Annotated in this window: 10 protein-coding genes; 7 read left to right on the top strand and 3 right to left on the bottom strand. The window is 66.9% G+C overall.

Annotated features, from left to right (window positions below; genetic code table 11):
- The first annotated feature begins 61 nt into the window (after window positions 1-61).
- Window positions 62-988 (top strand): Grx4 family monothiol glutaredoxin, encoded by a 927-nt coding sequence (grxD, locus tag ACVWZN_RS14590; RefSeq protein ID WP_456954436.1) that lies wholly within the window; start codon window positions 62-64, stop codon window positions 986-988.
- Window positions 989-1048: 60 nt separating this feature from the next.
- Here grxD and ACVWZN_RS14585 read toward each other — a convergent pair whose 3' ends face one another.
- From ACVWZN_RS14585 to ACVWZN_RS14575, 3 genes are all read right to left on the bottom strand, one after another.
- Window positions 1049-1600: a DUF924 family protein gene (locus tag ACVWZN_RS14585; protein WP_456954435.1), complete on the bottom strand. Its 552-nt coding sequence runs from the start codon at window positions 1598-1600 to the stop codon at window positions 1049-1051.
- The gene (locus ACVWZN_RS14580; RefSeq protein WP_027083958.1) at window positions 1593-2150 is read right to left on the bottom strand and encodes a lysozyme inhibitor LprI family protein; all 558 of its coding nucleotides are present in this window, start codon (window positions 2148-2150) and stop codon (window positions 1593-1595) included. Before ACVWZN_RS14580 ends, ACVWZN_RS14585 begins: the two co-directional genes overlap by 8 nt.
- Window positions 2151-2235: 85 nt before the next feature.
- Complete coding sequence (locus ACVWZN_RS14575) at window positions 2236-3012, bottom strand: AMP nucleosidase (protein ID WP_027083959.1); 777 nt, start codon at window positions 3010-3012, stop codon at window positions 2236-2238.
- 166 nt (window positions 3013-3178) lie between these two features.
- Here ACVWZN_RS14575 and ACVWZN_RS14570 point away from each other — a divergent pair, with 166 nt between their 5' ends.
- The 6 genes from ACVWZN_RS14570 (at window position 3179) to ACVWZN_RS14545 (ending at window position 11613) form a co-directional block, all read left to right on the top strand.
- Complete coding sequence (locus ACVWZN_RS14570; protein ID WP_456954434.1) at window positions 3179-4603, top strand: amidohydrolase; 1425 nt, start codon at window positions 3179-3181, stop codon at window positions 4601-4603.
- Entirely contained in the window at window positions 4600-5895 is a 1296-nt protein-coding gene (locus ACVWZN_RS14565; RefSeq protein ID WP_456954433.1) for an amidohydrolase family protein, read from the top strand. The genes ACVWZN_RS14570 and ACVWZN_RS14565 overlap by 4 nt, the downstream gene beginning before the upstream one ends.
- Before the next feature lie 138 nt (window positions 5896-6033).
- The gene (locus ACVWZN_RS14560) at window positions 6034-6435 is read left to right on the top strand and encodes a DUF1761 domain-containing protein (RefSeq protein WP_456954432.1); all 402 of its coding nucleotides are present in this window, start codon (window positions 6034-6036) and stop codon (window positions 6433-6435) included.
- Window positions 6426-7085, top strand: a complete 660-nt coding sequence (locus ACVWZN_RS14555; protein WP_456954431.1) for a hypothetical protein — start codon at window positions 6426-6428, stop codon at window positions 7083-7085. Before ACVWZN_RS14560 ends, ACVWZN_RS14555 begins: the two co-directional genes overlap by 10 nt.
- Window positions 7086-7177: 92 nt before the next feature.
- Window positions 7178-8122, top strand: coding sequence for a DegV family protein (locus tag ACVWZN_RS14550; RefSeq protein WP_456954430.1), 945 nt, complete (start codon window positions 7178-7180; stop codon window positions 8120-8122).
- Window positions 8123-8214: 92 nt separating this feature from the next.
- A complete protein-coding gene (locus ACVWZN_RS14545; protein ID WP_456954429.1) occupies window positions 8215-11613 on the top strand; it encodes an amidohydrolase family protein in 3399 nt (1132 codons plus the stop codon).
- Window positions 11614-11621 lie beyond the last annotated feature (8 nt).

The raw sequence follows: 11621 nt of genomic DNA, 5'->3' as shown, positions 1-11621 counted from the left end.
GAAAAACCGACGAACGGTGTATCTGTGATCGGTGAGATCGACGCGCCGGACAATTCCCAGCATGAATCTCGACCCTGTCCTCCGTTCCCGAATCGACTCCCTCTTGCAGTCCAGCCGCGTCGTCCTCTTCATGAAGGGCGATCCGCGCGCGCCGCAGTGCGGTTTCTCGTCCAAGGCAGTCGGCGTGCTCGACGGGCTGGGCATCGACTACGCGCACGTGAACGTGCTCGCCGATCCGGAGATCCGCGAGGGCATCAAGGCGTACGGGGACTGGCCGACGATTCCGCAGCTCTACATCGACGGCGAGCTGGTCGGTGGCAGCGACATCGTGGTGCAGATGGCGAACTCCGGTGAGCTGCATACGCTGCTCGGCGTCGAGGCGCCGGACCGCACGCCGCCGTCGATCGAGATCACGCCGGCCGCGGCCGAGATGCTGCGCAGTGCGGTGGCCGATGCCGGCCCGGGATATGCGCTGCAGATTTCGGTCGACGCCGATCATCGCGCGCAGTTGCAGCTCGGTCCGATCGATCCGCAGGCGATCGCGGCGGAAGTCGACGGCATCCGCGCGCAGTTCGACGTCGCGAGTGCGCAGCGCGCGAACGGCCTGCGCATCGATTGGGTGGACGACGAACGTGGCCGTGGCCTTGTGGTCGAGAACCCGAACGCGAAGACGGTGAAGTCGATCAGTGCGGCCGATGCGGCGCGCATGCTGGCGGACGGCGCGCTGACGCTGGTGGACGTGCGTCCGCCGGAAGAACGCACGATCGCCTCGGTGCGCGTGCCGTTCTCGGTGCTCGACGGCGATGCGGCGAGCGAAGTCGAAGGCCTGCCGAAGGACACGCCGCTTGCGTTCCTGTGCCATCACGGTCGTCGCAGCGCGGCCGCTGCGGAACATTTCCGCCGACTCGGCTTCACCAACGTGCACAACGTGGAAGGTGGGATCGACGCGTGGTCGCAGCAGGTCGACGGCGCGGTGCCGCGCTACTGATTGCTACGCATCGATCGTTCGTGAAAACGGCCGCAGACGCGGCCGTTTTCTTTTGTGGCGTCAGCCGGCAAAACCGCCGCTGTCGAGGAACGCCTGTTCCTCGAGCGTGCTGACGCGGCCGAGCGCGGCATTGCGATGCGGGAACCGGCCGAAGCGCTGAATGATGTCGAGATGCAGCTTCGCCCAGTGGTCCGCATCGGGCGCGCTGAGACGTTCGCGATGCAGTGCGACGGCGCGATGCTGGTCGTCCAGCGATTCCGAATGCTCGAATGGCAGATAGAAGAAGCTGCGCAGCGCTTCCTCGGTGGCGAGGTCGAAGCCGGCATCGATGGCCTGCGTCGCGATCGATTTCGCGAGCGGATCGGTCGCGTACGAATGCGCACTTTCGCGAAATGCATTGCGCGGGATCTGATCGAGCAGCAACACCAGCGCGAGCGCGCCGCCCGCTTCCGCACGCCACGCATCGAGTTCGCGACGCGCGGCGGCGAAATGCAGATGCAGCAGGCCGCGACAGTGCGCGTCGAAGCTGTCGTCGCGCGTGAACCATTTCGACGGGCCGGCGTCGCGCCAGAAGGCGACGACGTCGGCAGCGCTGTTGATCTCGTCATTCACCGAGTTGCGTCTCCAGTTCGGCGATCCATGCGGCGGTGAGGCTTTCCAGCGTCACCGCCTGGATCAGTGCGCGGATCGGACCCCGAGCATAGGACTGCGCGATGAAGAGCGCATGTCGCTCGCGGAACTGCAGCCATGCGGCGTGCGTGCGATCGAACGCCGCCTGACCTTCGGCGTCGAGCTGCGCGCGCAGGCGTGCGACGACGCGATGCAGCTTGGCGTCGGCCAGCAGCAACTGCTCGCGCGCCTGCGCGGTGAACTCGTCGTCCTGCAGCACTTCGACGGCGCCGCGCTCGACGACTTCCTCCGCACGCGCGAGATAGCCGTCGGCGATTTCCACCGCGCTCTGCGCCTTGCCGACGAGCCCCGCTTCGAAACGCTGCAGATCGCCGAGGCTGGTCTTCGCGCCTTCCAGCCCCTGTTTGAGCGTCAACAGCTTCTGGCTGCGCTCGATCGCCTCGGTCGTGCGACGGCGTTCGACGTGGCGCTGGATGAAATAGAAAGTCCACGTCAGCGCCGCGCCGAGGACCACCAGGAAGGCCTGTTCCATGTCCCGCTCCTGTCTGGTGTGACAGTCTGCGAGCGGCACATCTCAAGGGTCGCGACGTAAAAAACCGTCCGTCGCGGCCATGCGGTTATTCATCGAAACGCAGGTGTTTCACGGACTTTCCGTGTCGCCGGATGAGACGCAGCGCTTCGACGCCGACCTGGATGTGGTTGTCGACGAAATCGGCGGTGACGCGTGCGTCGGACTCGGCGGTTTTCACGCCTTCCGGCGTCATCGGTGCATCGGAGACGAGAAGCAGCGCGCCGCACGGAATACGGTTTGCGAAGCCGGCGGCGAACACCGTCGCGGTTTCCATGTCGATCGCCATGCAGCGCAGCTTGCGCAGGTACTCCTTGAACGCTTCATCGTGTTCCCAGACGCGGCGGTTGGTCGTGTAGACGGTGCCGGTCCAGTAGTCGTGGCCGAGGTCGCGGATCATGGTCGACACCGCACGCTGCAGGGCGAACGCGGGCAACGCAGGCACCTCGGGCGGCATGTAGTCGTTGGACGTACCTTCGCCGCGGATCGCGGCGATCGGCAGCACCAGGTCGCCGAGAACGGTCTTGCGCTTCAAACCGCCGCACTTGCCGAGGAACAGCACGGCCTTGGGGTCGATGGCCGAGAGCAGGTCCATGAGCGTCGCCGCGTTCGGGCTGCCCATGCCGAAGTTGATCATGGTGATGCCGTCGGCCGTCGCGCTGGGCATCGGCTTGTCGAGACCGACGATCTGCGCGCCCATCAGGCGGGCGAAGGTCTGCAGGTAGCCACCGAAGTTGGTCAGCAGCACGTGCTGGCCGAAGTCCTCCAACGCGACGCCGGTGTAGCGCGGCAGCCAGTTGGCGACGATCTGGTCTTTGTCTTTCATCGAATTGCTGTCCTTTTTCTTTCGAATGTTCGCACGGCGCGAGCCGCAGCCGGATCGAACCGCGTGGTCGAACCTGCATGCGCGTCGGCCCGGGCATGACGAAGGGCACGGTGACGATCGGCCTGCGCCCGCTACGGTCGTCGGCTGTCCTGCCCGCGGAACCACCATGCTCAGGTTGCTCGCCTCGTTCGTCTGCACGGTCGCACTGGCCGTCCCGCTTGCCGCCGGAGCCGCGAATTCGCCCTCGCGCTTCGTGCAGGACCCCTACCCGAGCACGTACGCGCGGGTCGGGTCCTCGCCCGTGCTGATCCGCAACGCGACCGTGCTCACCGGCACCGGCGAGCGCCTCGAAGGCGCCGACGTGCTGATGCGCGACGGTGCGATCGTCGCGGTCGGGCGCGGCCTCGAGGCACCGGCGGACGCCACCGTCGTCGACGGCACCGGCAAGTGGGTGACGCCGGGCCTGATCGACGTGCACTCGCACCTCGGCGTCTACGCGAGCCCCGCAGTCAGCGCGCAGGCCGACGGCAACGAGGCGACGAGCCCGGTGACGTCGAACGTGTGGGCCGAGCATTCCATCTGGCCGCAGGATCCGGGCTTCCTCACCGCACTCGCGGGCGGCATCACCTCGCTGCAGGTGCTGCCGGGTTCGGCGAACCTGATCGGCGGACGCGGCGTCACGCTCAAGAACGTGCCGTCGACGACCTACCAGGGTATGAAATTTCCGGGCGCGCCCTGGGGCCTGAAGATGGCCTGCGGCGAAAACCCCAAGCGCGTGTACGGCAAGAAGGGCGGCCCGTCGACGCGAATGGGCAACGTGGCCGGGTACCGCGCCGCGTTCATCGATGCGTCGGAATACCTGAAGAAGAACCGCCCGCAGCCGGCGAAGAAAGAACACTGGTGGTCGAACGATCCCAAGCCGGACAGCGAGAACGCGACCGGTGGCAAGCGCGACCTGAAGATGGACACGCTCGCCGGCGCGATCAACGGCGACATCCGCGTGCACATCCACTGCTACCGCGCCGACGAGATGGCGACGATGCTCGACCTCGCCAAGGAATTCGGCTTCAAGGTCGCCGCGTTCCACCATGCGGTGGAGGCGTACAAGCTCGCCGACCGCCTCGGCGCCGAAGGCGTCTGCGGCGCGATGTGGGCCGACTGGTGGGGCTTCAAGATGGAGGCCTACGACGGCATCCAGGAAAACATCGCGCTGGTCGACCGCGCGAAGAACGGTTGCGCGATCGTGCATTCCGATTCCGAGGAAGGCATCCAGCGCCTCAACCAGGAAGCCGCGAAAGTGATCGCGCACGCCAAGCTCGCCGGCATCGACATCACGCCGGAGCACGCGATCCTCTGGATCACGCAGAACCCGGCGAAGGCGCTGGGCATCCTCGACAAGACCGGCACGCTGGAGGCAGGAAAGATGGCGGACGTGGTGGTCTGGAACGGCACGCCGTTCAGCAGCTACGCACAGGCCGAACAGGTCTACATCGACGGCGCGCGCATCTACGACCGCAAGGATCCGTCGCGCCAGCCGGTGTCGGATTTCATGCTCGGCCAACGTGCCGCGCCGATGGGAGGCGTGCGATGAGCCGCCGCGTTTCGATTCTCGCGGGTGCATTGCTGCTCGCGATCGCGGGATCCGCGTCCGCGCAGGAATTGCTGATCCGCAACGCCACCGTGCACACCGCGAGTTCGCGCGGCACGCTGCGCAATGCCGACGTGCTGGTGCATGCGGGCCGCATCGCGGCGGTCGGTGAACATCTCACCGCGCCGGCCAACGTGCCGATCGTCGATGCCAATGGCGCGCCGGTGACGCCCGCATTGTTCGGCGGGCTCACGCATCTGGGCGTCGAGGAAGTGTCAGGCGAGGATTCGACGGTCGATGCCTCGCTCGGCATGGGCGAGAACGCGCGCGACATCAACGTGCGACCCGAGTTCGACGTCACCCTCGCCTTCAATCCGGATGCGACGGCGGTGCCGGTCAACCGCATCGAAGGCATCGGCGAAACCATGCTGATGCCGTCGCTCGGCGAAGGCGGCTCGATCATTCTCGGCCAGGGCGGCATGGTGCGGCTCGACGGCTCGCCCGATCCGGTCGGCGCGCGCGTGCTGTTCGTCGCGCTCGGTCACGAAGGCGCGGATGTCACCGGCCATTCCCGCGCCGGCGAATGGATGCTGCTGGAGCAATGGCTGGACGAAGCACGTGGCCGCATTCCGGCGACCACGAACGCGGCCAGCCTGACGCCCGCCGGCCGCGCCGTGCTCGCGAAGTTCGCGCGTGGCGAGGGCCTAGTGATGTTCCAGGTCGACCGCGCCGTCGATATCCACCAGCTGCTGAAGTTCGCCCAGCGCCAGCACCTGCGCGTCGGCATCGTCGGCGGCGTCGAGGCCTGGCGCGTCGCGCGCGAGATCGCGGCGGCCAAGGTGCCGGTATTCGTCGACCCGCTGGCCGACCTGCCGGCGAACTTCGACGAGATCGGCGCGCGCATGGACAACGCGGCGATCCTGCGCCAGGCCGGCGTCACCGTCGGCATCGTGCAGGGCGGCGAGAACCCGACCCACAACGCGCGCAACACGCGTCAGCTAGCGGGCAACGCCGTCGCCAACGGCCTGCCGTGGGACGACGGCCTCGCCGCGCTGACCCGCGTGCCGGCCGAGGTGTTCGGGCTGCGCGACGTCGGCCAGATCGCGGTCGGCCAGCGTGCGGACCTCGTGCTGTGGACGGGCGACCCGCTCGACGTCGCCAACGTCGCCAAGCAGGTCTGGCTCGACGGCCGCGCGATCACCATGCGCAGCCGTCAGACCGACCTGCGCGATCGCTACATGGCGCCGCAGGGCCCGCTGCCGCGCGCGTATTCGGTGCCCGACCGGGCGCGTTGATCGTTTCATCGAAGCGGCATCGCCCCGCCGGGCGGTGCCGCGTTGCGACCGCCGACACGCGGCAAGCGTGAACCCCGTCACTGGCGTACCCTGCCCGACGGACCGGCGCCGGGGGCGTCGGCGGGGCCGGGGATCCGCATGCCAGTGTTCGCCACCATCAACCCGTGGGCCGTGCTGGTCGCGGCGGTATCCGCCTTCATGCTCGGCGGGCTCTGGTACGGCCCGTTGTTCCTCAAGGCCTGGGCGCGCGCGAGCGGTATCGACCCCGCCGCATCGCCGGGACATCCCGGCCGCACCTTCGGCACCGCGTTCGTCCTGAGCCTGGTGTCGGCCACGGCGATGGCGCTTGCCCTGCCGCGTGACATCGGCGCCGTGCATGGTGCGGGCATCGGTGCGGTGATCGGCCTGCTGTTCGTCGCGACCAGCTTCGGCATCAACTACGCGTTCGCGCGCAAGCCGATGACCCTGTGGCTGATCGACGGCGGCTACCACGTGGTCCAGTTCCTTCTCTACGGGGCGATCCTCGGCGCATGGCACTGATCGCGGTCGCACTCGCCGCGGCGTACGCGCTGCATCCGCTCGGCGTGCAGCACGACGGCGAATCCTTCGTTCGCGACGGCGAGCCATGGCTCGCGCTGCAGGTCACGCCCGCGCGTTCCGCACTCGTCACCACCAACGCGCGCGTGCAGCGCGTGCGCGATGAGCTGGTCGACGATGACGGCACCCGCAGCGCGCATGACGTCAGCACTCGTGTGCACGACACGCAGATGCTGGTTCGCGGCCCCGGCCTGCACGCGGGCCCGGTGGCGACCGCTTGGACGGGCGTCGCACCGGCGCCGCTGTCGAGCGGGCCGCTGCTGCTGAAGCTGCGCGGTGCGACGTATCGCCTGCAGCTCGATTGCATCGCCAACGCAACCACGTGCAGCGTCGTACTGCAGGGAGGCGCGGGGAGGCAGGTGCTGTTCGAACTGCCGGCCGGCCGATACGACGACGGCAGCGTGATGCTCGGTGACGACGCGACGCCTTCACTGCTGTTCGCAGGCGACCTCGATCACGACGGCCGCCTCGATCTCATCCTAGACACCACCGATCACTACAACGTCAGCGAGCCGACGCTGTACTTGTCGTCCGGCGCAGAACCACACGCACTCGTACGGAAAGTCGCATCGCACAGCAGCACGGGTTGCTGAACGACGACTCCGCTTTCCTCATCAAGATTCCGACGACGGGACCGATAATCCTGTCTGCCAAAGAACAATCAGAAGCCAAAGGGGCCTGACCCATGCGTATCGGACTCGTCGTCGATTCGGCCTGCGATCTTCCGCTGGACTATTTCTCGCAGCACGACATCACGCTGCTTCCGATCACCGTGAAGATCGGCAATGCCGTGCTCGCCGACCAGCGCAACGAGCAGGCGACGCTCGAGTTCCTCGACGCGCAGTCGGCCGAACGCATCGCCGAAGCCGAAACGCAGCCCTTCACCGTGCAGCAGGTGCAGGACCTGTTCCTGCGCAAGCTCGTGATCGATTACGACTACGTCTTCTGCATGACGATCACCAAGACGCGCAGCCCGATCTACGACAACACGTCGCAGGCGAGCTTCGCGATCCTCAACGAATACAAGGGCCCGCGCACCGCGGCCGGCATCACCACGCCGTTCTCGCTGCGCGTGATCGATACGCAGAGCGTGTTCTCCGGCCAGGCGATCGCCGCGGTCGAAGCGGTGCGCCTGCGCGACAGCGAGGAAGGCGCGCCGAAGATGCGCGCTCGTATCGAGCAGGTCGCACTCGCGACGCAGGCCTACATGGTGCCGCGCGACCTCAACTACCTGCGCGCGCGTACGCGCCATCGCGGCGACCGCAGCGTCAGCTTCCTCAGCGCGACGCTGGGCAGCGCGCTCGATATCAAGCCGATCCTGCACTGCAACCGCGGCGAAACCGGCCCGGTCGCGAAGGTCAAAGGCTTCGATACCGCGGCCGAGAAGCTGTTCACCTTCGCCGCACGACGCGTGCGCGACGGCAAGCTGCTCACGCCGACCATGGCGATCAGCTACGGCGGCCCGATCGAGGAACTGCATCGCCTGTCCGGTTACACCGAACTCGTCGAAACCTGCCGCACGCATCGCGTCGAGATGTTCGAAAGCCTGATGAGCCTCACCGGCATGGTCAACGTCGGCCGTGGTTCGCTGACGCTGGCGTTCGCATCCGACTCCGCCGCTTGGGAATGATGGCGACGCGCGTCACGCGCACCTGACTTCCGGCCCGGTCCTCGACCGCGCTGCTCCGGTACCGTCGAAGGGTTATCACGCCCTTCGACGCCATGACTCCCAATCGTTCGCTGCTCTCCGCCGCACTCGCCGGCGCGCTTTCGCTCGCCACCGCTCCCACCTTCGCGCAGGCGAACAAGGGCGATACGCCGCCCCCGCCGCCTGATACGCAACTCGAGCAGGACGCGCTGAATCCTGCCGGCGTGCCAAAAGCGCAGGACCCCGGCCAGGCGCAACGCGGTCCGAGCAAGCCCGGGGCGACCGACGACAAGAAGTGGGACGTCAACGCGCCGCACGGCCCGACCAAGACGATCCGCTTCAGCACCGACGAAGGCACGTGGCTGGACGTCGACGTCTCGCCGGACGGCCGCCAGCTCGCGTTCTCGATGATGGGCGACATCTACGTGCTGCCGATCGGTGGCGGCAAGGCGACGCGCATCAGCAGCGGCCCCGCTTGGGATGTGCAGCCGCGCTTCTCGCCCGACGGCACGCAGGTCGCGTTCACCAGCGATCGCGGCGGCGGCAACAACCTCTGGCGCATGCGCACCGATGGCAGCAACGCGGTGCAGGTGACCAAGGAAGACTTCCGCCTGCTCAACAATCCCGCGTGGACGCCAGACGGCCAGTACCTGATCGGCCGCAAGCATTTCACCGGCGAGCGTTCGCTGGGCGCGGGCGAGCTGTGGATGTACCACGTCGCCGGCGGCGGCACCGGCCTGCAGCTGACCAAGCAGAAGAACGACCAGCAGGATCTCGGCGAGCCTGCGGTATCCCCGGATGGTCGCTACGTCTACTTCAGCGAGGACGTCAGCCCCGGCCCGACGTTCCAGTACAACAAGGATCCGCACGGCGTCATCTACGCGATCAAGCGCCTCGACCGGAAGACCGGAAAGATCGAGACGATCATCGACACACCCGGCGGTGCAGTGCGTCCGCAGCCGTCGCCCGATGGCAAGTCGCTCGCGTTCGTCAAGCGCGTGCGCGAGAAGTCCGTGCTGCACGTGATGGATCTCAAGAGCGGCGAAGTGCGCCCGGTGTGGGACGGCCTGTCGCACGACCAGCAGGAAGCCTGGGCGATCTTCGGCCCGTACAGCGATTTCGACTGGACGCCCGACTCGAAGAACGTCGTCATCTGGGCGCAGGGCAAGCTGTGGCGCGTCGACATGGCGAGCGGCAAGCCGTCGAACATTCCGTTTACCGCCGACATCGAACAGACCGTCGCCGAACCGCTGCGCTTCACGCACGACATCGAGACCGGCACGTTCGCGCCGAAGATGATCCGCGACGTCGCGACCAGCGCGGACGGCAAGACGCTGATCTTCAACGCGGTCGGCCAGCTCTGGCGCAAGACGCTGCCGAACGGCACGCCCGAACGCCTCACCAGCAACACCGGCGTCTACGAATACCAGCCGAGCTTCAGCGCGAACGGCAGCAAGCTGCTCTACACCACGTGGTCCGACAACGACCTGTCGGCGATCTGGCTGCGCGATGCGAATGGCAGCGGCGCGGGCCGCAAGCTGACGACCGAGAAGGGCTACTACTACGCACCGCGTTTCTCGCCGGACGGTCGCCGCATCGTCTATGCAAAGAGCGGCGGCAGCGGCCTGACCGGCTCGGCATGGACGCGCGACCAGGGCATCTACGTCATGAACGCCGACGGCAGCGGCGCGCACCGCATCGCCGACGAAGGCGACACGCCGCAGTTCAGCGCCGATGGCACGCGCGTGTACTACTTCACCGGCGGCGGCCTGAAGAAGAAGCTGATGTCCGTCGGCTTGAACAGTGAAGAACCGCGCGAGGTGTATTCGCTGAAGTATCCGGACACGGTGAGCATCAGCCCCGACGGCAAGTGGGTCGCGTTCACCGAACTGTTCAATGCGTACGTGACGCCGCTGGTGGAGATCGGCCAGTCGGTCGAACTGTCCAAGGACAGCAAGGCCGTGCCGGTCACGCAGGTCACCGCGGATGTCGGCAGTTACCTGCACTGGGCCGCGGATTCGAAGTCGCTGCACTGGATGATGGGCGACCGCTACTACTCGCGCGATCTTCGCCAGACGTTCGCATTCGTGCCGGGCGCGCCGAAGGAGATTCCGAAGCCGAGCAACGATGGCGGCATCGAAGTCGGCCTCACGCAGACGGTGTATGCGCCGGAAGGCAGCATCGCTTTCACGCATGGGCGCGTGGTGACTATGCGCGATGCCGAGCACACGCAGGAAGTGATCGATGACGGCACCGTCGTCGTGCAGGGCGATCACATCACCGCGGTCGGTCCCGCCTCGCAGGTCGCGGTGCCCGGCGGTGCGCGCGTGATCGATGTGCACGGCAAGACCATCGTGCCCGGCTACATCGACGTGCATGCGCATTCGGCGAACTTCGGTTCCGGCGTGGTGCCGCAGCAGAACTGGGCGTACTACACCAACCTCGCGTTCGGCATCACCACCATGCACGACCCGTCGGCGAGCACCGAGTTCGTGTTCTCGCAGTCGGAACTGCTGAAGGCCGGAAAGATGGTCGGCCCGCGTCTGTTCTCGACCGGCACGATCCTTTACGGCGCCGATGGCGACTTCAAGGCGGTGGTGAATTCCATCGACGATGCGCGCAGCCACCTGCGCCGCATGAAGGCGGTGGGCGCGTTCTCGGTGAAGAGCTACAACCAGCCGCGTCGCGAGCAGCACCAGCAGATCAACCAGGCCGCGCGCGAGCTAGGCATGCTGGTGGTCGAGGAAGGCGGCTCCACGTTCAACCACAACATGCCGATGATGCTCGACGGCGTCACCGGCATCGAGCACAACATCCCGGTCGCGCCGCTGTACAAAGACGTGCTGGGCGTATGGTCGCAGACCGACGTGCGCAATACGCCGACGCTGGTGGTCACCTATGGCGGCCTGTCCGGCGAATACTGGTGGTACGCGCACGACAACGTGTGGGAAGACAAGAAGCTCGCACGCTTCTTCCCGCGCGAAACGCTGGATGCGCGCAGCATCCGACGCGCGATCGCACCGGACTGGGATTACTGGCACGTCGAGATCGCGAAGTCGGCGAAGAAGATGCGCGACGCCGGCATCCACATCCAGGTCGGTGGACACGGCCAGCTGCAGGGCCTGTCGGCGAACTGGGAAACGTGGATGCTCGCTCAGGCGATGGGCAACTTCGATGCACTGCGTGCGGCGACCATCGACGGCGCCGACTACCTCGGCCTGTCGAAGCAGACCGGTTCGCTGGAAGTCGGCAAGAAGGCCGACCTCGTCGTGCTCAATTCGAATCCGCTGGAGAACATCCGCAGCACGATCGACACGCGTTACGTGATGGTCGATGGCCGCCTGTTCGATGTCGACGCCGACATGAAGGAAATCGGCGGCCGCAATACACCGGCGCCCGTGTTCTTCTGGCAGCGCGGACAGGACGGCCGCAGCTTCGGGCAGGAGGCCACTGCCGGCGCCGATCGCGACTGACCGCGCGA

This window comes from Lysobacter sp. HA35, from assembly GCF_054061195.1.
The sequence above is the reverse complement of the archived record's forward strand: the minus strand, read 5'-3'. Positions and strand labels throughout refer to the sequence as shown.